Annotated in this window: 23 protein-coding genes; 18 read left to right on the top strand and 5 right to left on the bottom strand. The window is 66.1% G+C overall.

Features of this window, described 5'->3' with window-relative positions; genetic code table 11:
* The gene (locus tag I5803_RS12250) at positions 1-1158 is read left to right on the top strand and encodes a DUF535 family protein (RefSeq protein WP_196986629.1); all 1158 of its coding nucleotides are present in this window, start codon (positions 1-3) and stop codon (positions 1156-1158) included.
* Between the two features lie 9 nt (positions 1159-1167).
* Here the strand turns inward: I5803_RS12250 and I5803_RS12245 are convergent, their stop codons facing one another.
* A complete protein-coding gene (locus I5803_RS12245; protein WP_196986628.1) occupies positions 1168-1899 on the bottom strand; it encodes a helix-turn-helix domain-containing protein in 732 nt (243 codons plus the stop codon).
* A gap of 122 nt (positions 1900-2021) precedes the next feature.
* Between I5803_RS12245 and I5803_RS12240 the strand changes: the two genes are divergently transcribed.
* The 4 genes from I5803_RS12240 to I5803_RS12225 are packed head-to-tail and all read left to right on the top strand — an operon-like array spanning position 2022 to position 6481.
* The gene (locus I5803_RS12240) at positions 2022-2807 is read left to right on the top strand and encodes a hypothetical protein (protein WP_231402398.1); all 786 of its coding nucleotides are present in this window, start codon (positions 2022-2024) and stop codon (positions 2805-2807) included.
* Positions 2804-4729 (top strand): MFS transporter, encoded by a 1926-nt coding sequence (locus I5803_RS12235; protein WP_196986627.1) that lies wholly within the window; start codon positions 2804-2806, stop codon positions 4727-4729. The genes I5803_RS12240 and I5803_RS12235 overlap by 4 nt, the downstream gene beginning before the upstream one ends.
* 39 nt (positions 4730-4768) lie before the next feature.
* The gene (locus I5803_RS12230) at positions 4769-5983 is read left to right on the top strand and encodes a toxic anion resistance protein (protein WP_354001657.1); all 1215 of its coding nucleotides are present in this window, start codon (positions 4769-4771) and stop codon (positions 5981-5983) included.
* Between the two features lie 42 nt (positions 5984-6025).
* Positions 6026-6481: a YiaA/YiaB family inner membrane protein gene (locus tag I5803_RS12225; protein ID WP_196986626.1), complete on the top strand. Its 456-nt coding sequence runs from the start codon at positions 6026-6028 to the stop codon at positions 6479-6481.
* Positions 6482-6484: 3 nt separating this feature from the next.
* Here I5803_RS12225 and I5803_RS12220 read toward each other — a convergent pair whose 3' ends face one another.
* The 3 genes from I5803_RS12220 to queA are packed head-to-tail and all read right to left on the bottom strand — an operon-like array spanning position 6485 to position 9440.
* The gene (locus I5803_RS12220) at positions 6485-7273 is read right to left on the bottom strand and encodes a hypothetical protein (protein WP_196986625.1); all 789 of its coding nucleotides are present in this window, start codon (positions 7271-7273) and stop codon (positions 6485-6487) included.
* Positions 7274-7276: 3 nt separating this feature from the next.
* A complete protein-coding gene (gene tgt, locus I5803_RS12215; RefSeq protein ID WP_196986624.1) occupies positions 7277-8404 on the bottom strand; it encodes a tRNA guanosine(34) transglycosylase Tgt in 1128 nt (375 codons plus the stop codon).
* Between the two features lie 10 nt (positions 8405-8414).
* Positions 8415-9440 (bottom strand): tRNA preQ1(34) S-adenosylmethionine ribosyltransferase-isomerase QueA, encoded by a 1026-nt coding sequence (queA, locus tag I5803_RS12210; protein ID WP_196986623.1) that lies wholly within the window; start codon positions 9438-9440, stop codon positions 8415-8417.
* 60 nt (positions 9441-9500) lie between these two features.
* On the opposite strand from queA, the gene recG reads away from it, so the two are divergent.
* Genes recG through ubiA form a run of 4 tightly spaced genes read left to right on the top strand, consistent with a single transcriptional unit; the run spans position 9501 to position 14329 of the window.
* Positions 9501-11564: an ATP-dependent DNA helicase RecG gene (recG, locus tag I5803_RS12205; protein WP_196986622.1), complete on the top strand. Its 2064-nt coding sequence runs from the start codon at positions 9501-9503 to the stop codon at positions 11562-11564.
* A gap of 3 nt (positions 11565-11567) precedes the next feature.
* A complete protein-coding gene (locus I5803_RS12200; protein ID WP_196986621.1) occupies positions 11568-12521 on the top strand; it encodes a LysR substrate-binding domain-containing protein in 954 nt (317 codons plus the stop codon).
* Between the two features lie 30 nt (positions 12522-12551).
* Positions 12552-13463: a Dyp-type peroxidase gene (locus I5803_RS12195; RefSeq protein WP_196986620.1), complete on the top strand. Its 912-nt coding sequence runs from the start codon at positions 12552-12554 to the stop codon at positions 13461-13463.
* Positions 13463-14329: a 4-hydroxybenzoate octaprenyltransferase gene (ubiA, locus tag I5803_RS12190; RefSeq protein WP_196986619.1), complete on the top strand. Its 867-nt coding sequence runs from the start codon at positions 13463-13465 to the stop codon at positions 14327-14329. The genes I5803_RS12195 and ubiA overlap by 1 nt, the downstream gene beginning before the upstream one ends.
* Here ubiA and proC read toward each other — a convergent pair.
* Positions 14326-15150 carry a pyrroline-5-carboxylate reductase gene (gene proC / locus I5803_RS12185; protein ID WP_196986618.1) on the bottom strand — a complete coding sequence of 275 codons (825 nt, stop codon included), beginning with the start codon at positions 15148-15150 and terminating at the stop codon, positions 14326-14328. The genes ubiA and proC overlap by 4 nt on opposite strands.
* A gap of 50 nt (positions 15151-15200) precedes the next feature.
* Between proC and I5803_RS12180 the strand changes: the two genes are divergently transcribed.
* From I5803_RS12180 to rpsE, 9 genes are all read left to right on the top strand, one after another.
* Positions 15201-16769 (top strand): glycerol-3-phosphate dehydrogenase/oxidase, encoded by a 1569-nt coding sequence (locus tag I5803_RS12180; protein ID WP_196986617.1) that lies wholly within the window; start codon positions 15201-15203, stop codon positions 16767-16769.
* 216 nt (positions 16770-16985) lie between these two features.
* Complete coding sequence (rplN, locus tag I5803_RS12175; protein ID WP_048438475.1) at positions 16986-17354, top strand: 50S ribosomal protein L14; 369 nt, start codon at positions 16986-16988, stop codon at positions 17352-17354.
* Positions 17355-17367: 13 nt separating this feature from the next.
* Positions 17368-17685: a 50S ribosomal protein L24 gene (gene rplX / locus I5803_RS12170; RefSeq protein WP_196986616.1), complete on the top strand. Its 318-nt coding sequence runs from the start codon at positions 17368-17370 to the stop codon at positions 17683-17685.
* A gap of 13 nt (positions 17686-17698) precedes the next feature.
* Complete coding sequence (gene rplE, locus I5803_RS12165) at positions 17699-18238, top strand: 50S ribosomal protein L5 (RefSeq protein WP_196986615.1); 540 nt, start codon at positions 17699-17701, stop codon at positions 18236-18238.
* A gap of 8 nt (positions 18239-18246) precedes the next feature.
* The gene (rpsN, locus tag I5803_RS12160) at positions 18247-18552 is read left to right on the top strand and encodes a 30S ribosomal protein S14 (protein ID WP_196986614.1); all 306 of its coding nucleotides are present in this window, start codon (positions 18247-18249) and stop codon (positions 18550-18552) included.
* Between the two features lie 16 nt (positions 18553-18568).
* The gene (gene rpsH / locus I5803_RS12155; RefSeq protein ID WP_196986613.1) at positions 18569-18964 is read left to right on the top strand and encodes a 30S ribosomal protein S8; all 396 of its coding nucleotides are present in this window, start codon (positions 18569-18571) and stop codon (positions 18962-18964) included.
* A gap of 15 nt (positions 18965-18979) precedes the next feature.
* Positions 18980-19513, top strand: coding sequence for a 50S ribosomal protein L6 (gene rplF, locus I5803_RS12150; RefSeq protein WP_196986612.1), 534 nt, complete (start codon positions 18980-18982; stop codon positions 19511-19513).
* A gap of 11 nt (positions 19514-19524) precedes the next feature.
* Positions 19525-19890 (top strand): 50S ribosomal protein L18, encoded by a 366-nt coding sequence (gene rplR / locus I5803_RS12145; protein ID WP_196986611.1) that lies wholly within the window; start codon positions 19525-19527, stop codon positions 19888-19890.
* Positions 19891-19908: 18 nt separating this feature from the next.
* Positions 19909-20430: a 30S ribosomal protein S5 gene (rpsE, locus tag I5803_RS12140; protein ID WP_196986610.1), complete on the top strand. Its 522-nt coding sequence runs from the start codon at positions 19909-19911 to the stop codon at positions 20428-20430.

Below are 20430 nucleotides of genomic sequence, written 5' to 3'. Positions count from 1 at the left end.
ATGGCAAGTACGTTCAAGCAGATCCCGGGCATCTGGGACGCGATGAAATGGGCGTGGCGGCCCGAGGCCGCCGGTGGCGGGACGTCGCGTGCGCGCATGGTGTGGCGGTCGCTGCGCGCGACTTTCGGGCATGCACCCGCCATGAAGCGATGGATGGCGGTCGCCTGCGAATTGCATTCGCGCGGTGTCGTTCAAGACCTGCGGTCCCACTACCTGCGGGCCATCCGTCCCTACGTGAAGCTCGGCACCGGCTTCAGCGAGCGCGTGGTGCAGTTGATCGACCACATGGACTGGCTCGAAACCGCGTTCCATCGCGCGGCCTTCGAGCAGATCGCCTCCGGCGGCGCGCTCGAGCTGGTCGAACTCACGGCGCCGCGCGGCTATGACTACATGCGCCTGCAGCTCGAGCCGGCGCCGCTGCAAAGCCCGGAGGGCGAAATGCTGCTCACGCTGACCCTGCAGCGCGCCGCGGACGTGCAGAACAGGGCGCAGCCGATGGAGATCGCGGTGCTGGCCTTCAGCCGGTTCCGCATCGACGACAAGGCCTGCCTCGTCATCGGCGGCGTGCGCGGCCAACGGCATCCGGTGCAGCGCCTGAGCCCCATGGAGCTGAACCAGGCGCTGCAGGGATGGAAGCCGGCGGTGCTGCTGGTGCGCGTCGCGCAGGAACTCGCGCGCTACTGGAATCTGCATCTGGTGGGGCTCGATCCGGCGGCGCACCGGCTGCACCACTGGAGCTATCGCCTGAAGAAGCGCAACCGGGACTCGGGGCAGCGGGTCTTCGCGAGCTACGACGCGCTGTGGGATCACTTCGATTGCAAGCCCGGGCCGCGCGGTTGGGTCGTGGTTCCGCTCAACTCGGACGAGAAGCTTGCCGCGACCGCGCTGTCGCCGGAGAAGCGTGCGCGCCAGACCCGCCGCGCCGACTACTGGATCCGCACGCGCAACGTGATGCGCGTGGAGTTCAAGCGCCTGCTCCAGAAACCGGAGCGCGAGGCGCGCTTCTCTCATCTCACGGAAACGATGGACCGCGAAAGCATGCGCGCGCGCCTGAACTACCTCGATGCCGATGAGCCCGAGGAGGATTTCGTGAGCGAGAGCAGCGACGACCTCGTGCCGTCACGCGTGCTGGAAACCGGGCCGGGTAGCCTCATCTGACGCGCGGGTTCAACGGCGCAAGGCCGTGAACGCCTCGAATTCCCAACTGCGCATCGCCAGGAGCAGCGTGTAGCCCTCCTTGTCTTTCTCCTGCATGCGCTGGTCCGCCTGGTGCTGTTGCGCGAAGTCCTGCGCCACGCGCTGCATGCGTTCCAGGAAAGACGGGGCGAGGCCGCGGCTCACGGAACCGTGCACGAGCAGCAGCCCCTCACCGGGCCCGTCGAAGCCGCCGGAAAAATAATCGAGCAACGCGTTTTCCCGGAAATAGTTCATCACCGGCCCGTGGGGCCGCCAGCGGAAGGTCTTGGCGAGCTTGAGCCGGTAGCGGTTGAGCGGGCGCAGCTCGATGATGCCGATGCGATCGAGCTGCACGAGGTACTTGACGCACTCGGCTTCGCTCAGGCGGTAGGTGCCCGTGACCTGCTCCAGCGTCCATTGGCTGAGGACGCAGATCGCGCAGAGCAGCAGTTTCTTGTCCGCGACCACGGCGCGCTCCTGCTCCTGCGTCAATTCCTTGAGCAGGGGCTGCGCATCCGCGACGCGCCGCGCCAGTTCCGCGAAATCCATCTTCAGCGCGCGGCAGATCGCGTCGATGCGGGACAGCGGCATGTCGCCCTTGGCGAGCATGCGTTTGACGCTGGACTCGGCCATGCCGAGGGCCACCGCGAGATCGGCGTAGGTCATTTGCGCGGACTTCAATTCCTTCTTGAGGAGGGTGACGAGATCTGCGGTGGTGCTCATGAAGGGGTGGTATCGGCAGGCGATACCCGAGGTGGAGGGATGCTGGAATTTAGCCCAATTGCGCGCCCTTCGAGCGGGGCGGCTGCGCATAGTCGGCGCGTTCGTCGATGAAAGGAATCTCCATGATGTCTCGTCTTTCGAAAGCGGAGCTCGCCTTGCTAGCCGCCGTCGCCTGCATGTCGCTCTTCGCGCTGCTTGGGCCCGCTGTGGCCTTACCTGCCGGATATCACCATTTCGCCGATGCGCGCGCCCTGGGGGGAATCCCGTTCGCCGGGGATGTTCTGTCGAACCTCCCCTTCGCCGTGATGGGCGTGGCTGGCCTGCTTTCGCTCGCACGGGCGGGCTCCGGCGCCCGTGTTACGGAACGCGCACTGGCCGGCCTGTTCTTTGCCGGCCTGGTTTTCACCGCCTTCGCGTCGAGCTGGTATCACCTGCAGCCGGACGACGAGAGCCTGGCTGTGGATCGCATCGGAATGTCCGTCGCGTTTGCCGGCTTGCTGGGTTTGGCAGCCGCAAATCGCGTCAGCGAACGCGCCGGCGCTCTGCTTGCTTTCGTCGTGCTGTGGGCTGCGCCGGCCGCAGCCTTGCACGCATCGAGTTCCGGTGACGCAGGGCCCTGGGCCGTGATCCAGTTCGGGGGCATGCTCCTCGTCGTGGCCTTTCATGGTGCGAACGCGCGGCACTCCGCCCTTCCCATCCGCTGGGCATGGGTGATCGCCGCCTATGCGCTGGGCAAAATGTTCGAAGTGGCCGACCACGAGGTGTTCGTGCTCACGGGTGGTGCAGTGTCTGGCCACACGATCAAGCACATGCTCGCGGCTCTCGCTGCCTTCCCTGTCCTGTCCGCACTTGGACCTGTTTGCAAACCAAGGCAGAATGTAACCCGAATTATGGAAACCAATTCATGACAACGCGTACCGCCCAAGGCGTCGCTGCCGCACCGGCCGGCGAGCACCCCAACCAGTTCGCGCTGCTGCGGCAACGGCGCTTCGCGCCGTTCTTCTGGACGCAGTTCGCGGGGGCCGCCAACGACAACCTCTTCAAGTTCGCCTTCACCGTGATGGTGACTTACCAGCTGCAGGTCGGCTGGCTGGAGCCGAAGATGGCCGGCCTCGTGATCGGCGCGCTGTTCATCCTGCCTTTCCTGCTGTTTTCGGCCACCAGCGGGCAGCTCACGGACAAGTACGACAAGACGACCATGATCCGCTTCGTGAAGAACCTGGAGGTCGCGATCATGATCATCGCGGCCGCCGGCTTCGCCACGGACAACGTCGCGATCCTCCTGCTCTGCACCTTCCTCATGGGCCTGCACTCCACGCTCTTCGGGCCGGTGAAGTTCGCGTTGCTGCCCCAGGTGCTGAACGAGCGCGAACTCACGGGCGGCAACGGCATGGTGGAGATGGGGACCTTCGTCGCCATCCTGCTGGGCAACGTGGTCGGCGGGTTGATCGTCGCCATCCCCGATACCGGCCGCCGCGACGTCGCCATCGCCTGCGTGCTGCTCGCCATCGTCGGGCGCGGCATCGCGCAGTTCATCCCGTCGGCGCCTGCCACCGATCCGGGACTGAAAGTCAATTTCAACCCGGTGACGGAGACGCTGCGCAACCTCAAGCTCGCGCACGGCAACCTGGTTGTATTCCGCTCGCTCCTGGGCATCAGCTGGATGTGGTTCTTCGGCGCGGTATTCCTCAGCCAGTTCCCCAGCTTCGCGAAGGAAGTCCTGCACGGGAACGAGCAGGTGGCCTCCTTGCTGCTGGTGGTGTTCTCCATCGGTATCGGCACGGGCTCGCTGCTGTGCGAAGTGCTGTCGCGCCGCCACGTGGAGATCGGGCTGGTGCCGCTCGGCGCGATCGGCATGAGCGTGTTTGCCGTCGACCTGTACTTCGCATCGCGCGGGCTTCCACCGGCGTCGGGCCTCACGCTGTCGCAATTCCTCGGCATCGGCGCGCACTGGCGTGTCATGGCGGACCTGGCGCTACTCAGCCTGTTCGCGGGCCTGTACAGCGTGCCGATGTACGCGCTCATCCAGCTGCGCAGCCAGCCCACGCACCGGGCGCGCATCATCGCTGCCAACAACATCCTGAACGCGCTGTTCATGATCGCGAGTTCCGTCATCGCGGGCGCCCTGCTCGGCGCCGGGATGACGATCCCGCAGATCTTCCTGCTGGTCGGGCTCGCCAATGCGGTGGTCGCCTTCTACATCTTCATGCTCGTGCCGGAATACCTGCTGCGCTTCGTCGCGTGGGTGGCTTCCCGCTTCGCCTACCGCTTCGACGTGAAGGGCGAAGAGAACATCCCGACGGAAGGCGCGGCCGTGCTCGTGTGCAATCACGTGAGCTTCGTCGATGCCATCTTGCTGATGGCCGCGAGCCCCCGGCCGATCCGCTTCGTCATGGACCACCGCATCTTCAAGGTCCCGGTGCTGGGCTGGCTGTTCAGGCTGGCGAAGGCGATCCCCATCGCGCCACGCAATGAAGACCCGGTGGCGTACGAGGCCGCATTCGATGCGGCGGCCAGGGTGCTGCGGGAAGGCGACCTGCTCGCGATCTTCCCGGAAGGCGCGATCACCCGCGACGGGAACCTGCAGGAATTCAAGGGCGGGATCATGAAGATCCTGGAGCGGGAGCCGGTGCCTGTCATTCCGATGGCGCTGACGAACCTGTGGGGCTCGTATTTCAGCCGCATCGAAGAGGGCGGCGCCATGGTGCGGCCGTTCCGGCGCGGGATGTTCAGCCGGGTCGGGCTGAACGTCGGCGCGGCGGTGCCCGCATCGCAGGTGCAGCCTGCCGTGCTGCAGGGCGCCGTCGCACGCCTGCTGGCCTCGGGCTGACTTCGCCCGCTGCGTTTTCTTAACCAAGGAGGAGGAACTGTGTCCACAGAAAGCGGGCCCGCGCCCATCACGAGTCCGGAATCGGCATTCCGGCTCACGCCACCCGAAGTCATCTTTCCCATCGGGGAGCAAGCCGCGAAGTCCGTGATGCCGCTCAAACCGGACACCAAGGCCGCGGTGGAGGACCAGGTCGACCGCTTCATGGACGGCCTGCTCCACGAGGACGTGCAGAGCGAGGCTTTCAAGGCCCGGCTGGATAGCGCGTTCGCGTTGGGCCGCGAGGAGGTGTCCGTGGCGTCCGGCCTTATGCAGGGGCGTCTCCTCCAGCGCAACTTTGCGGGGGTCGAGGACAGCAGCGCATTCAAGGCGATCCAGCAGATGCGCGCCCACCTCGACCAGTTGAACCCGGGCAAGGAAGGCGACCTGTTCCAGCCGCAGAAATTGCTCGGGCTGATTCCCTACGGCAACAAGCTGCAGGCTTACTTCCGCAAGTACCAGGGCGCCTCGGGCCAGCTCCAGACCAGCATGCAGCAGCTGTACGCGGCGCGCGACGACATGCAGCGGGATGTGGTCGACCTGGAGGCGACGCGGGCGAAGTTGTGGGAAGCCATGCAGAAGCTGGCCGCGGCGATTCACTTCGCGGCGACGCTGGACGAGCGCCTGCATGACAAGGTCGAAGCGCTGAAGTCCACCGATGCCGCGCGCGCCAAGGCGCTCGAACAGGAAGTTCTCTTCTACGCGCGGCAGAACCTGCAGGACATGCTGACGCAGCAGGCCGTGTGCACCAACGGCTACCTTGCACTGGACGTGCTCAAGAAGACAGGCCGCGAAATGATGAACGGGTGCAGCCGCATCGCCACGACCGGCATGAGCGCGTTGGCCGTGGCGCAGACGGTGGCGCGCGCGACCGGCAACCAGATCGCGACGATGGAGATGCTGCAGGGCGTCAACGCGTCGATCGAGGGCCTGATCGCGGAGACGGGCCGGCAGTTGAACACGCACGTGGAAAGGACGACCCAATTCGCCCAGAACCCGATGATCGGCATCGAGAAGCTCCAGGAGATGTTCGACCAGACCTTCAAGGCCATGGACGCCATGGACGACTTCCGGACCAAGGCGATCGAGGTGATGGGACAGAACAACACGATCATCAAGGAGCAGATTGCCAAGGCCGACCAGTACGTCGATCGCACGCGCCAGCGTCAGGCGCGCGAGGCCGCCACGGCGGCCCTGGCCGGGCCCGTCGCCCTCTGAACGCCGCATTCCATCGATCCATCCCCACAGAAAGAAAAAATCATGGCTACCCAATACATCATGCAACGCGACACCCACGGCTGGCGGCTCCAGGTGTGGGCGTCCTTCGCCATCGCCTTGTTTTCCGCGGGTGCCGGCGTGATCCAGTTGCCGGGTCAGGAACTGGACCGTGCCTTCCTTGCCATCGGGCTCTTCTTCTGCCTGTTCGCGAGCTTCACCGTCGCCAAGACCCTGCGCGACAACCGCGATGGCCAGGTCGATACCGCCGCCTGGGTGATGTCGGTGTGGGTCGCCTTCGCCGCCGCCATCGCGCTCACCGGCTGGGGCCTCTACCGCATGAACATCCCGGCATGGCAGAAGAACTACATGATCGTGGCGTGGTTGTTCCTCGTCAGCTCCACGTTCACGCTGGCCAAGACCGTGCGCGACAGGCACGAAGCGGACCTGATGGCGCGCGGCAGCGGCACCGTGAAAACGCAGCCGGGCGCGGCCGCCTGATCCTCAGGGCTTTCGCTTCGCCTGCAGGAAGCGTTGTTGCCGCAACAGCGAATCGGCGGCGCTTCTTGCGAGCCTGGCTTCGCGTTGTTCGAGTTCGCCTCTCAGCAACTCGAGTTGTTGCGCCAGCAGGTCCGCCGCGCTCCGGTTGCCCTCCAGCAAGACGGCATCGCGGCGATCCGACGGGATCGCGAGGTAGGCTTGCAGCGTGTCGGGCAGGTAGCGGCGCACGCACTCCGTGATGTACATGCGGTCTTCCAGGGTGAATTCGCCATCGGCGACCGCGGCCTGACCTGAGAGGCGAACAACCATCCGGTTGAACTCCGCCAGCTGCAAGGCGATGTGCTCGGGGATTTCCACGGCGACCTCGGCCAGCATCCGGTCGAGCGCCTGGAGACTGGCGTGGTCGAACAGTGGAGGTGCTTCGCCCGCCGGCGCTCGCGGGGGCCTGCGCTGTGCGTGCCACACCAGGAAGCAGCCGGCGATCACGCCCGCTCCCGCAGCCATTCCCGCCAGCGGCAAGCCCTGGATCAATGCGAAGAGTGCTGCGGCACCGCAGGCCGTGGCGAAGAGGGCAGCGGCGATAGCCGTTGGCTGAAGCCGCGTTGCATCGGGAGCGCGCGAACGAACCTGCTCCGCCAACGGACTTCCCAGGCGTGCCCTGGCTTGCGCCGCGGCAATGCGGTCGCGCAGCACGGTATTGACGGGCGGGTCGGGCGGCGCGGCGTCCCGCATGGCTGTCCGCAGATTCACCGGCCGGGAAGAAGTCACGTACTTCGATTCGCGGTCACCCATGGATCAAACGCCTCGTTGCCTGTCTTGCCTGAATCGCGCCACGAATGCGGCGAAGGCGCCGGCTTCCAGCGCGTCGCGCACCTCCTGCATCAGGTTCAGGTAGTAATGCAGGTTATGGATCGTGGCGAGCATCGGCCCCAGCATCTCGCCGCAGCGCTCCAGGTGATGCAGGTACGCGCGTGAGAAATTCGAGCACGTGTAGCAGGTGCACGTTTCGTCCAGCGGTCTCTCGTCAGTGCGGTGCTTGGCGTTTCGGATCTTCAAGTCGCCGAAACGCGTGAACAGGTGGCCGTTGCGCGCATTGCGCGTGGGCATGACGCAGTCGAACATGTCCACCCCCTGGGCCACGCCTTCGACCAGGTCTTCCGGCGTGCCCACGCCCATCAGGTAGCGCGGCTTGCCCGCCGGCAGCCGGTGCGGCGTGTGCGCCATGATGCGCAGCATTTCCTCCTTCGGCTCGCCGACGCTGACGCCGCCGACCGCGTAGCCGGGGAAGTCCATCTCGACGAGGGCGTCGAGCGATTCCTCGCGAAGGTGCTCGAACATGCCGCCCTGCACGATGCCGAAGAGGGCGTTGGGATTTTCCAGCCGCGCGAATTCGTCCTTGCAGCGCAGCGCCCAGCGCCGGCTCAGCTCCATGGAGACACGCGCCTCGGCCTCGGTGGTGACGTGACCTTTGGTGTCGTAGGGCGTGCACTCGTCGAACTGCATCACGATGTCGCTGTTCAGCAGGGTCTGGATCTGCATCGAGATCTCGGGCGTGAGGAACAGCTTGTCGCCGTTGACGGGAGAGGCGAACTTCACGCCTTCCTCGCTGATCTTGCGCATCTCGCCTAGGCTCCACACCTGGAACCCGCCGGAGTCCGTGAGGATCGGCTTGCTCCACGATTCGAAGCGGTGCAAGCCGCCGAATTGCTTCAGGACGTCCAGGCCCGGGCGCATCCACAAGTGGAAGGTGTTGCCCAGGATGATCTGCGCACCCATCTCCTCGAGCGAGCGGGGCGTGACGCCCTTGACGGTGCCGTACGTCCCCACGGGCATGAAGATCGGCGTTTCGACCACGCCGTGATTGAGCGTGAGGCGGCCGCGGCGCGCGTGGCCGTCGGTTTTCAGGAGTTCGAAGTGGAGCATGAGGTCGGTATCAAAGGCGATCGAGCAGCATGGCGTCGCCATAGCTGAAAAAGCGGTAGCCCCGCGCAATGGCATGGCGGTACGCGGCCATGATGCGGTCGTAGCCGGCGAAGGCGCTCACGAGCATCAGCAAGGTCGAGCGCGGCAGGTGGAAGTTGGTGATGAGCCGGTCGACGACGCGGTACTCGAAGCCCGGGGTGATGAAGATGCTGGTGTCGCCGCTGGCGATGCCGGTGGCCGCCCAGGATTCGAGCGTGCGGACCGTCGTGGTGCCGACGGCGACGATCCGCCCGCCGCCCGCGCGCGTCCGCGCGATCGCGTCCTGCGTCGCCGCGGGGATGTCGTACCACTCGCTGTGCATGCGGTGCTCCGCGATGTTCTCGGTCTTCATCGGCTGGAACGTGCCCGCGCCCACATGCAGCGTGACGCTCGCGCGCTGCACGCCGCGGGCCTCTAGCTCGGCGAGCAGCGCTTCGTCGAAATGCAGCGCCGCCGTGGGCGCCGCGACTGCGCCGGGGTTGCGCGCGAAGACGGTCTGGTAGCGCCGCTCGTCTTCCGCGGTGTCGCCGTGCTCGATGTAGGGGGGCAGGGGCACGTGGCCGTGCCGCTCCATGAGCGCGTAGGGGTCCTCGCTGAATCGAAACCGGAACAGCGGCCCATCCGCATCGGGCCAGCGCCCGAGGAGCGTGGCGCTGAATCCCCCGTGCATCGCGAGTGTCGTGCCCACCGGGGGCTTCTTGCTCACCTTCACGTGCGCGACCGCTTCGTTGTCTTGCAGCACGCGCTCGATCAGGAGTTCCGCCTTGCCGCCCGTGGGCTTTTCGCCGAAGAGCCGAGCCTTCACGACCTTGGTGTCGTTGAAGACCAGGAGATCGCCGCGGGACAGCAGCGCGGGAAGGTCACGGAAGATGCGATCGGCGGGAGCGTCCCCCGTGGCGTCGAGCAGGCGCGAGGCGCTTCGCTCCGGTGCGGGGTGCTGGGCGATCAGTTCGGGGGGCAGGGCGAAATCGAAATCGCCGGTGGTGAAGGTGCGCATGCTTGAGGGTTGGACGGACCCGTGCCAAGTTGGGGGGATGGGAGAAGGCAGAATTGTCCCATGCCCGCCGCCCCGGCCCTGTCCGCGCCCCAGAAAGCCTTGTTGAAGATGGGCCTCGCGCGCGACATCGACCTCGCGCTTCACCTGCCCCTGCGGTACGAGGACGAGACCCGCATCGTGAAGCTGCGCGATGCGCGCGAAGGGGAGTCCGTGCAGATCGAGGCGACGGTGACCGCCTGCGAGATTGCGTACCGGCCACGGCGGCAGCTGGTGGTGACGGTGGATGACGGCAGCGACACCTGCGTGCTGCGCTTCTTCAATTTCTATCCCTCGCAGCAGAAGGCGCTGGCGGTCGGCAGCCGCATCCGGCTGCGCGGCGAGCTCAAGGGTGGCTTTCTCGGCTGGCAGATGGCGCATCCCACGTTCAGGCCCGCGGGGGGCGATCTGCCGACGGCACTGACCCCCATCTACCCGACCGTCGCCACGCTGCCCCAGGCCTACCTGCGCAAGGCGGTGCTCGGCGGCCTCGCGCGCGCCGACTTGTCCGATACCTTTCCTCCCGGCGTCACCCAGGCGCTCAGGCCGCATCTGTGGGACCTGCGCGAGGCCCTGGCCTTCCTGCACCAGCCCGCGCCCGACGTGTCCCTGGCCACGCTGGAAGACCGGACCCATCCCGCCTGGCAGCGCCTGAAGGCCGAGGAACTGCTCGCCCAGCAGCTGTCGCAGCTCGAGAGCAAGCGCGAACGGGCCGCGCTGCGCGCGCCCGCACTGCCTGCGAAGCCGGACGGTTTGCACGAGCAGCTGCTCGCGGCCCTGCCGTTCCAGCTCACCGCGGCGCAGCGGCGCGTGGGCGACGAGATCGCGCGCGACCTCGCGAGGTCCGTGCCCATGCACCGCCTGCTGCAGGGGGATGTCGGCTCAGGCAAGACGATCGTCGCGGCGATCGCGGCGGCCGTGGCCATCGACGCCGGCTGGCAATGCGCGCTGATGGCGCCCACCGAAATCCTCGCCGAGCAGCATTTCAGGAAATTGATCGGATGGCTGGAGCCGCTGCTCGCGCCGCGGGGCCTTCGCGTCGCGTGGCTCACCGGCAGCCAGAAGAAGAAGGAACGCGCGGAGATGCTCGCGCTCATCGCCAACGGGGAGGCTGCCCTCGTCGTGGGCACGCACGCGGTGATCCAGGAGCAGGTGCAGTTCAAGCGGCTGGCGCTGGCGGTGATCGACGAGCAGCACCGCTTCGGCGTCGCGCAGCGCCTGGCCCTGCGGGCGAAGATGACGCACGATGAACAGGAGCCGCACCTGCTCATGATGTCCGCGACACCGATCCCGCGGACGCTGGCCATGAGCTACTACGCCGACCTCGACGTGTCCACGATCGACGAACTGCCCCCCGGGCGCACGCCGGTGGTCACCAAGCTGATCGCGGATGCGCGGCGCGACGAGGTCATCGAACGCATCCGGTCGCAGCTCGCGCAGGGACGGCAGGTGTACTGGGTGTGTCCGCTCATCGAGGAAAGCGAGGCGCTCGACCTCACCAATGCGACCGCCACGCACGAGAGCCTCGGCGCCGCGTTGCCGGGCGTGATGGTGGGATTGCTGCATTCGCGGATGCCCGTCCCGGAGAAGCGGGCGGTGATGCAGCTCTTCACCAGCGGGCAGATGGGCGTGCTCGTGTCGACCACGGTCATCGAGGTCGGCGTGGACGTGCCCAATGCGTCGCTCATGGTGATCGAGCATGCCGAGCGGTTCGGGCTCTCGCAGCTGCACCAGCTGCGCGGCCGCGTGGGCCGGGGAGCCGCGGCATCGGCGTGCATCCTGCTGTTTTCCGCCGGCGACAGCGGGCGCCTGGGCGAGACCGCGCGGTCGCGCCTGAAGGCGATGGCGCAGACGTCCGACGGATTCGAGATCGCGCGGCGCGACCTGGAAATCCGCGGGCCGGGGGAGTTCCTCGGCGCGCGCCAGTCGGGTGCGCCGCTGCTGCGCTTCGCGGATCTGGCCACCGACGGCGAACTGCTGTCCTGGGCGCGCGAGATGGCGCCGATGATGCTCGATCGCCATCCGCAATTGGCCGAGCGGCACGCCGGGCGCTGGTTCGGTGGAAAATCGGACTACCTCAAGGCCTGAACGATGACCCTCACCGAACTCAAGTACATCGTCGCCGTCGCGCGGGAAAAGCATTTCGGCAAGGCGGCGGAGGCGTGCTTCGTCTCGCAGCCCACGTTGTCGGTGGCGATCAAGAAGCTCGAGGATGAGCTGGAGGTCAAGCTCTTCGAGCGCAGCGCCAACGAAGTGACGGTGACCCCGCTGGGCGAGGACATCGTGCGCCAGGCGCAAAGCGTGCTGGAGCAGGCCGCGAGCATCAAGGAGATCGCCAAGCGCGGCAAGGATCCGCTGGCCGGCCCGTTGAAGCTGGGCGTGATCTACACGATCGGCCCCTACCTGCTGCCGGACCTCGTGCGCGAAGCGATCTCGCGCACGCCGCAGATGCCGCTGATGCTGCAGGAGAACTTCACGGTGAAGTTGCTGGAGATGTTGCGCACCGGGGACATCGATTGCGCCATCATGGCCGAGCCCTTCCCGGACACCGGGCTGGCGGTGGCACAGCTCTACGACGAACCTTTCCTCGCGGCGGTGCCGAGCAACCATGCGTTGGCGCAGAAGAAGACGATCACCTCGCAGGAGCTCAAGAGCGAGACGATGCTGCTGCTGGGCACCGGCCACTGCTTTCGCGACCACGTGCTCGAGGTCTGCCCGGAATTCGCGCGCTTTTCCAGCGATGCCGAGGGCATCCGCAAAAGTTTCGAGGGCTCGTCGCTCGAGACCATCAAGCACATGGTGGCGGCCGGCATGGGCGTGACGCTGGTGCCTCGCCTGTCCTTGCCGAAGGACGCGCTCGAGAGCCGTCCGCGGCGCCGCAAGGAAGACCAGTCCTTCATCAAATACATTCCGTTCGACGGGGACCCTCCTGTCCGGCGCGTGGTGCTCGCGTGGCGCCGCAGCTTCACTCGCTACGAAGCCATCGCCGCCCTGCGCAACGCGATCTACGCCTGTGAATTGCCGGGCGTCACGCGTCTTTCCTGAAACCCGATCCCCTTTTTCGAGCCTACGACGATGAATACGCTGTACCAACCCGGCATCCTCGATTCCGTGCCCGCCGTGGCGCGGTACGTGACTTTCCAGCTCTCGCACGACAGCGGAGGCGCGCAGGGCGTCAAGGATGCACTCGCGCGCCTGTCGCCGCTGGTCAATGGCAGCGATGTCGTGCTAGGCATCGGTCCCGCCCTGGTCGATGCGCTGGGCGCGGAGGTGCCGGGCCTCCACGAATTCCCGGACCTGTCGGGCCACGGCGTCAAGGTGCCGTCCACGCCCGGCACGCTGTGGTGCTGGGTCCGCGGCGACGACCTCGGCGACCTTCTGCACCTCACGCGCAAGGTGCAGAAGGCATTGGCGCCGACTTTCGCCGTGCGTCATGTGGTGGATGCCTTTCGGCATTCGCTGGGCAAGAGCGGGCATGGACGCGACCTGACTGGCTACGAAGACGGCACGGAGAATCCGACGGGTGACGCAGCGAAGGAAGCAGCATTCGTCGCCGGCCTGGGCGATGGCCTGGACGGATCGAGCTTCGTCGCCGTGCAGCAATGGGTGCACGACCTCGACGCGTTCGAGGCGCTGGCGGGCCCGGACCAGGACAAGCACTTCGGCCGCCGCCGCAGCGACAACGAGGAGCTCGACGATTCCCCCACGTCCGCGCACGTCAGGCGCACCGCGCAGGAAGATTTCGACCCCCCGGCGTTCATGCTGCGGCGCTCCATGCCCTGGATGATGAGCATGCAGGCCGGGTTGATGTTCGTGGCGTTCGGGCGCTCCCACTACGCGTTCGAGGCGCAGATGAAGCGGATGGCGGGCCATGACGACGGCGTGGTCGATGCCATGTTCGCGATCTCCAAGCCGGTCAACGGCGCCTACTTCTGGTGTCCGCCGATGCGGGGATCGCAGCTGGACCTGCGCCGTCTCGGCCTGTGATGCAGGCGCGGGCCAAGCTCTCGCTGTACCTGGACCTGATCCGCTGGAATCGGCCGGCCGGCTGGCTGCTCCTGCTGTGGCCGTCACTCTCCGCGCTGTGGATCGCCGCGCAAGGATTTCCAGGGTGGCATCTCTTGGCGGTGTTCTTCCTCGGCACGATCCTCATGCGCAGCGCCGGCTGCTGCGTGAATGACGTGGCGGATCGCGATTTCGATCGGCATGTCAAGCGGACCGCGCAGCGGCCCGTGACGCGGGGCGCCATCTCGACGCGGGAAGCCTTGGGGCTGGGCGCGGTGCTGGCGCTCGCGGCGTTCGGCCTGGTGTTGACCACCAACGCAGTGACGATCGCATGGTCCTTCGCCGCGTTGGCGATCGCGGTGGTCTATCCGTACGCGAAACGCTATGTGTCGATGCCGCAGGCGGTGCTGGGCGTCGCCTTCAGCTTCGGCATTCCCATGGCATTTGCGGCGGTTCAGTCGCGCGTGCCCCTCACCGCATGGGTGCTGCTGCTGGGGAACCTGTTCTGGGTGCTGGCGTACGACACCGAATATGCGATGGTGGACCGCGACGACGACCTGCGCATCGGGATGAAGACGTCCGCGATCACCCTCGGCCGCGCCGACGTGCCGGTGGTGATGGGCTGCTACGCGGTCTATCTGGCGATCTGGGCCTGCGTGCTGGTGGGCCGCATCGATGGATGGGTCATCGCGGCGACGTCTGCTGCGGCGGGGGCACAGGCCCTGTGGCACTACACGTTGATCCGGGGCAGGGGCCGCGAAGGCTGCTTCAAGGCCTTCCGGTTGAATCACTGGGTGGGGTTCGCCGTGTTCGTCGGCGTGGTGGCCGGCTACGCGCTGCGCGCCTAGGCGCCGAACTCGTCGCCCAGTTCCTTGGCGCGGTCGCGGGCGGCGTGCAGTGCCTTCGAGAAGAGCGCCTTCATGCCGTCCCGCTCCATCGAGGTGATCGCGGCGTAGGTCGTGCCGCCCTTGGACGTGACGCGCTGCCGAAGTACTTCGGGCGACTCGTCCGACGCGCGCGCGAGCTCGGACGCGCCGACGAAGGTGCCGACTGCGAGGCGATGCGCCTGTTCGCGCGTCAGGCCCATGTCGATGCCGGCATCCGTCATCGCTTCGAGGAAGAAGAACACGTACGCGGGCCCGGATCCCGACAGGGCGGTGACGGCGTCGAGGTCCTCTTCGCGGTTCACCCATAGCGAGTCGCCGGTCGTGGCGATGACGCGCTCCACCCAGGACTTGTCTTCCGGGGATACACCCGGCCGCGCGAAGAGGGCGGTCATCCCCTTGCCGACGAGGGCGGGCGTATTGGGCATGGAGCGCACGATGCGTTGGGTGCCGAGCCACGCGGCAATGCTGTCGGAGCGGATCCCCGCCGCGACGCTCAGGTGCAAGGCCGAGGCGGTGTGCACGCGGGATTGGAGTGCCGCTTCCTTGAAAGTTTGCGGCTTTACGGCCCAGACGACCAGGCCTGCGCGACGCAGGTGCGGACCTGCTTCGGGCTGGGCGCGCAGCCCGAATTGCGCCCGCAGCCTGTCGCGCGCCTCCGGAAAGGGCTCCACCACCTCGATCAGCCCCGCATCCATGCCCTGGCGTATCAGCCCGCCGATGATCGCGCTGGCCATGTTCCCGCCGCCGACGAACGCGATGGCCGAAGCAGTGTTTTCACTCATGCGGCGAGTCTACCGCCGCACACGGCGGATGCTCGGGGACAATCGGCTGCATGAATCGACAGGATCTGATTGCGCAACTCGGCCGCCCGAAGAAGTACGACGTGGCCATCATCGGGGGCGGTGCGACCGGCCTCGGCGTGGCCCTGGACGCAGCGGCTCGCGGCTTCTCGGTGGTCCTTGTGGAGGCCGAAGACTTCGCGAAGGGTACTTCCTCGCGTGCCACCAAGCTCGTGCACGGCGGCGTGCGCTATCTCGCGCAGGGAAACATCGCGCTGGTGAGGGAGGCCCTTCATGAGCGCACGACGCTGCTCCACAACGCGCCGCACCTCGCCCAGCCCTTGCCCTTCGTCATGCCTTCCTACCGCCTGTGGGAAACGCCTTTCTATGGCGCGGGCCTCAAGATGTACGACGCGCTGGCCGGCAAGGCCGGGCTGGGGCCGACGGAATTCCTGAGCCGCCGCGAAACGCTCGCATGCCTGCCCACCGCGCGGCCGGATGGCTTGAAGGGCGGGGTGAAGTATTGGGACGGGCAATTCGACGACGCGCGGCTGGCCCTTGCCTTGGCTCGCACGGCCGCAGCGCGCGGGGCGCTGGTCGTCAACTACTGCAGCGCGACCGGTTTGCGCCACGAATCCGGGAAGGTGATCGGCCTCACCTGCGAGGACAAGGAGACGGGCGCGCGTTTCGACATCGATGCGGGTTGCGTGATCAACGCGGCTGGGGTCTGGGTGGACGAATTGCGGCAGAAGGATGGGGAAGCGATCCACAGGCCCGTGAAGGCGATGGTCGCGCCGAGCCAGGGCGTGCACATCGTGGTGGACCGGGAGTTCCTGCCGGGCGACCACGCGCTGATGGTCCCGAAGACGGCCGACGGCCGGGTGCTTTTCGGGGTTCCCTGGCTGGGAAAAATCATCTTGGGCACCACGGACACGCCCAGGACGGACCTGCCGCGCGAGCCGCGGCCCTTCAAGGAGGAACTCGACTTCATCCTCAGCGAGTCCGCCCGCTATCTCGTTCGTGCGCCGCGCGTCGAGGACATCCGCAGCATCTGGGTGGGCCTGCGCCCGCTGGTCAAGCCGCAGAACGACGACGGCGAGGACACCAAGGCCCTCAGCCGCGAACATACGGTGCTGGTGAGCCGCAGCGGGCTCGTCACCGTCACGGGCGGGAAGTGGACCACTTACCGCGCCATGGCGGAGGACGTGCTGGACAAGTGCTTCGAACGCCGTCTGCTCAGGCCCTCCGGCAAGGGTGTGACCACTCACTTAATGCTGGTGGGGGGCGAGTCGCCGGGTACAGCCCGTCCGCGGATCAGTGAACCCCAAGGTCTGCACACGTATGGCGGCGAGTCCGCTGAAGTGGCGGCCCTGCCGGGCGCGTCGCGCCAGCTGGGCGCGGGATTGACGGAAGCCATGGTGCGGTTCGCGGCCCGCAAGGAGTACGCGAGGACGGTCGAAGACGTCCTGGCGCGGCGATGGAGGCTGCTGTTTCTCGATGCCAGAAAGGCCGGGACACTGGCCCCCGAGGTAGCCGCCATATTGCGGGAAGAGACGGGTATCGACCCCCGCGAGGAGGCGTTCCAGGAGCTTGCGCGCCTCTATGTGACCCTGCCCGCCTGACGCAGGTTGACAGCCCGGCCGGGCTGGGTCATAATCGCGGGCTGCGCTTTTAACGGCGCCTGCCATGTGGCGGGTACTTCAGGGAGCGCATTACCGCCTAATCGAAGGCTTCGCGAGTGGTTCGCGCTGCTACCGACAGGCCCAAGACTGATCCAGAGCCCGGGTTGTTGCTGTTTCGCAGTAACCGGCTCCGGGTACAAGTTGGGAATATTTGAAATGATCCAGACAGAATCCCGGCTCGAAGTCGCCGACAACACCGGTGCGAAGTCCGTTCTTTGCATCAAGGTGCTCGGCGGTTCCAAGCGTCGCTACGCAAGCGTTGGCGACATCATCAAGGTCAGCATCAAGGAGGCCGCTCCCCGCGGCCGTGTGAAGAAGGGCGAGGTCTACAGTGCCGTCGTCGTTCGCACCGCCAAGGGCATCCGCCGCTCCGATGGTTCCCTGGTCAAGTTCGACGGCAATGCCGCCGTGCTGCTCAACAACAAGCTGGAGCCCATCGGCACCCGCATCTTCGGACCGGTCACGCGCGAGCTGCGCACCGAGAAGTTCATGAAGATCGTGTCCCTGGCCCCCGAAGTTCTTTGAAGAGGACGCGTTCATGAACAAGATTCGCAAAGGCGACGAAGTCATCGTGCTCGCGGGCCGTGACAAGGGCAAGCGCGGCAAAGTGGTGCTGCGCAAGGACGATGACCATGTGGTCGTCGAAGGCATCAACCTGGTGAAGAAGCACACCAAGCCGAACCCGCTCAAGGGCTCGACCGGTGGCATCGTCGAGAAATCGATGCCGATCCACCAGTCCAACGTCGCGATCTTCAATGCCGCCACCGGCAAGGCTGACCGCGTGGGCATCAAGACCGATGGCGACAAGCGCGTCCGTGTCTTCAAGTCCAGCGGCGAAGAAATCAAGGCGGCCTAAGGGGTACACATTCATGGCACGACTGCAACAAATCTATCGCGAGAAGGTGGTCCCCGAGTTGACCGCCAAGTTCGGCTACAAGTCGCCGATGCAGGTCCCTCGCCTGACCAAGATCACGCTGAACATGGGCGTGGGCGAGGCCGTGGCGGACAAGAAGGTCATGGACAACGCCGTGGGCGACCTGACCAAGATCGCCGGCCAGAAGCCCGTGGTCACCAAGTCCAAGAAGGCGATCGCCGGCTACAAGATCCGCGAAGGCCAGCCCATCGGCACGATGGTCACGCTGCGCGGCGAGCGCATGTGGGAATTCCTGGACCGTTTCGTCACCGTGGCCCTGCCGCGCGTGCGTGACTTCCGCGGCATCTCCGGCCGTTCGTTCGACGGCCGCGGCAACTACAACATCGGCGTGAAAGAGCAGATCATCTTTCCCGAGATCGAGTACGACAAGGTCGACGCGCTGCGCGGCCTGAACATCAGCATCACCACCACGGCCAAGTCCGACGACGAGTGCAAGGCGCTCCTCGCAGGCTTCCGTTTCCCCTTCAAGAACTGAGGTTCCCAGTGGCAAAAATGGCTTTGATCGAGCGTGAGCTCAAGCGAGACAAACTGGTCGCCAAGTACGCGAAGAAGCACGCGGAGCTGAAGGCGGCATCCAACGACCAGAAGAAGAGCGAAGAAGAGCGCATGGCTGCCCGCCTGGCGCTGCAGAAGCTCCCGCGCAATGCGAACCCGACGCGTCAGCGCAATCGCTGCGCGATCACCGGCCGCCCCCGCGGCACATTCAAGCAATTCGGTCTGGCACGCGCCAAGATTCGCGAGATGGCGTTTGCGGGAGACATCCCGGGCATCATCAAAGCCAGCTGGTAAGGCAGGAGAGACAGACATGAGCATGAGTGATCCCATTGCCGACCTGCTGACCCGCATCCGCAACGCGCAGATGGTGGCGAAGGCCACGGTGTCGGTTCCGTCTTCCAAGGTGAAGGTGGCTATTGCCCAGGTCCTGAAGGACGAGGGTTACATCGACGGCTTCCAGGTCAAGACCGAAGCCGGCAAAAGCGAGCTCGAAATCGCCCTGAAGTACTACGCCGGCCGTCCGGTGATCGAGCGTATCGAGCGCGTGAGCCGTCCCGGCCTGCGCGTGTACAAGGGTGTCGGCGCCATTCCGCAGGTCCAGAACGGACTGGGCGTGGCGATCGTCACGACGCCCAAGGGCGTGATGACCGACCGCAAGGCGCGCGCTACCGGTGTCGGTGGCGAAGTTCTTTGCTACGTCGCCTAAGGGAAGGAAACAGATATGTCCCGAATCGGAAAAATGCCCGTCGATGTGCCGCAAGGCGTGGACGTGCAGATCAAGCAAGACCAGATCAGCGTTAAAGGTACGGGCGGCACGCTCGCCCTGACCCAGAACTCGCTCGTCAAGGTCACCAGCAAGGACGGCAAGCTGTCCTTCGAGCCGGCCAATGACTCCCGCGAAGCGAATGCCATGAGCGGCACGATGCGCCAGCTGGTGAACAACATGGTGCAGGGCGTGACCAAGGGCTTCGAGAAGAAGCTGTCGCTCGTCGGCGTGGGCTACAAGGCCGCCGCCCAGGGAGCCAAGCTGAACCTCACCGTTGGCTACTCCCACCCGGTCAACCTCGACATGCCTGCCGGCATCACCGTGGCAACGCCGACCCCGACCGAGATCGTGATCAAGGGTGCCGACCGCCAGCGCGTCGGCCAGATTGCCGCCGAAGTGCGTGCGATCCGCCCGCCTGAGCCCTACAAGGGCAAGGGTATCCGCTACGCGGACGAGAAGATCACGATCAAAGAGACGAAGAAGAAATAAGGAGCTGCAGCATGTTGACCAAGAAAGAGCAGCGTCTGCGTCGGGCACGCCAAACCCGGATCCGCATTGCGAACCAAGGTGTGGCCCGCCTCACGGTGAACCGCACCAACCTGCACATCTATGCCACCGTGATCTCCGGCGACGGCGCCAAGGTCATCGCGACGGCCTCCACCGTCCAGGCGGACCTGCGCAAGTCGCTCGGAGGCTCCGGCAAGGGTGCCACCACGGAAGCGGCCCAGCAGGTCGGCAAGCTGATTGCCGAGAAGGCGAAGGCCGCCGGCGTCGAGAAGGTCGCCTTCGATCGCGCAGGTTTTGCGTACCACGGCCGCGTCAAGGCGCTGGCTGAAGCCGCCCGCGAAGCCGGCCTGCAGTTCTAACGGACACGGAAACACATCATGGCAAGAGTTCAAGCGAAAACCCAAGGTGACGGTCCCGAAGACGGGATGCGCGAGAAGATGATCGCGGTCAACCGCGTGACCAAGGTGGTGAAGGGTGGCCGTATCCTCGGTTTCGCCGCACTGACCGTGGTTGGCGACGGTGACGGCCGTGTCGGCATGGGCAAAGGCAAGTCCAAGGAAGTGCCTGCCGCCGTGCAAAAGGCGATGGAAGAAGCCCGCCGCAACATGACCAAGGTGTCCCTCAAGAACGGCTCGCTGCACCATACCGTATTCGGCCAGTGGGGCGCAGCGCGCGTGATGATGGCCCCGGCGCCCAAGGGCACCGGCATCATCGCTGGCGGTCCCATGCGGGCCGTGTTCGAAGTCATGGGCATCACCGACATCGTGGCAAAGAGCCACGGTTCGACCAATCCCTACAACATGGTTCGCGCCACGTTCGACGCTCTGAGGAATTCCACGACTCCCTCCAACGTCGCTGCGAAGCGCGGCAAGTCGGTCGAAGAACTCTTCACCGCCTGA

The sequence above is a fragment of the Caenimonas aquaedulcis genome (genome assembly GCF_015831345.1).
GTDB lineage: Bacteria > Pseudomonadota > Gammaproteobacteria > Burkholderiales > Burkholderiaceae_C > Ramlibacter > Ramlibacter aquaedulcis.
The sequence above is the reverse complement of the archived record's forward strand: the minus strand, read 5'-3'. Positions and strand labels throughout refer to the sequence as shown.

Coding starts and splice junctions, on each gene's coding strand:
- I5803_RS12250 (WP_196986629.1), top strand. CDS start 1: ATGGCAAGTACGTTCAAGCAGATCCCGGGCATCTGGGACGCGATGAAA.
- I5803_RS12245 (WP_196986628.1), bottom strand. CDS start 1,899: ATGAGCACCACCGCAGATCTCGTCACCCTCCTCAAGAAGGAATTGAAG.
- I5803_RS12240 (WP_231402398.1), top strand. CDS start 2,022: ATGATGTCTCGTCTTTCGAAAGCGGAGCTCGCCTTGCTAGCCGCCGTC.
- I5803_RS12235 (WP_196986627.1), top strand. CDS start 2,804: ATGACAACGCGTACCGCCCAAGGCGTCGCTGCCGCACCGGCCGGCGAG.
- I5803_RS12225 (WP_196986626.1), top strand. CDS start 6,026: ATGGCTACCCAATACATCATGCAACGCGACACCCACGGCTGGCGGCTC.
- I5803_RS12220 (WP_196986625.1), bottom strand. CDS start 7,273: ATGGGTGACCGCGAATCGAAGTACGTGACTTCTTCCCGGCCGGTGAAT.
- tgt (WP_196986624.1), bottom strand. CDS start 8,404: ATGCTCCACTTCGAACTCCTGAAAACCGACGGCCACGCGCGCCGCGGC.
- queA (WP_196986623.1), bottom strand. CDS start 9,440: ATGCGCACCTTCACCACCGGCGATTTCGATTTCGCCCTGCCCCCCGAA.
- recG (WP_196986622.1), top strand. CDS start 9,501: ATGCCCGCCGCCCCGGCCCTGTCCGCGCCCCAGAAAGCCTTGTTGAAG.
- I5803_RS12200 (WP_196986621.1), top strand. CDS start 11,568: ATGACCCTCACCGAACTCAAGTACATCGTCGCCGTCGCGCGGGAAAAG.
- I5803_RS12195 (WP_196986620.1), top strand. CDS start 12,552: ATGAATACGCTGTACCAACCCGGCATCCTCGATTCCGTGCCCGCCGTG.
- ubiA (WP_196986619.1), top strand. CDS start 13,463: ATGCAGGCGCGGGCCAAGCTCTCGCTGTACCTGGACCTGATCCGCTGG.
- proC (WP_196986618.1), bottom strand. CDS start 15,150: ATGAGTGAAAACACTGCTTCGGCCATCGCGTTCGTCGGCGGCGGGAAC.
- I5803_RS12180 (WP_196986617.1), top strand. CDS start 15,201: ATGAATCGACAGGATCTGATTGCGCAACTCGGCCGCCCGAAGAAGTAC.
- rplN (WP_048438475.1), top strand. CDS start 16,986: ATGATCCAGACAGAATCCCGGCTCGAAGTCGCCGACAACACCGGTGCG.
- rplX (WP_196986616.1), top strand. CDS start 17,368: ATGAACAAGATTCGCAAAGGCGACGAAGTCATCGTGCTCGCGGGCCGT.
- rplE (WP_196986615.1), top strand. CDS start 17,699: ATGGCACGACTGCAACAAATCTATCGCGAGAAGGTGGTCCCCGAGTTG.
- rpsH (WP_196986613.1), top strand. CDS start 18,569: ATGAGCATGAGTGATCCCATTGCCGACCTGCTGACCCGCATCCGCAAC.
- rplF (WP_196986612.1), top strand. CDS start 18,980: ATGTCCCGAATCGGAAAAATGCCCGTCGATGTGCCGCAAGGCGTGGAC.
- rplR (WP_196986611.1), top strand. CDS start 19,525: ATGTTGACCAAGAAAGAGCAGCGTCTGCGTCGGGCACGCCAAACCCGG.
- rpsE (WP_196986610.1), top strand. CDS start 19,909: ATGGCAAGAGTTCAAGCGAAAACCCAAGGTGACGGTCCCGAAGACGGG.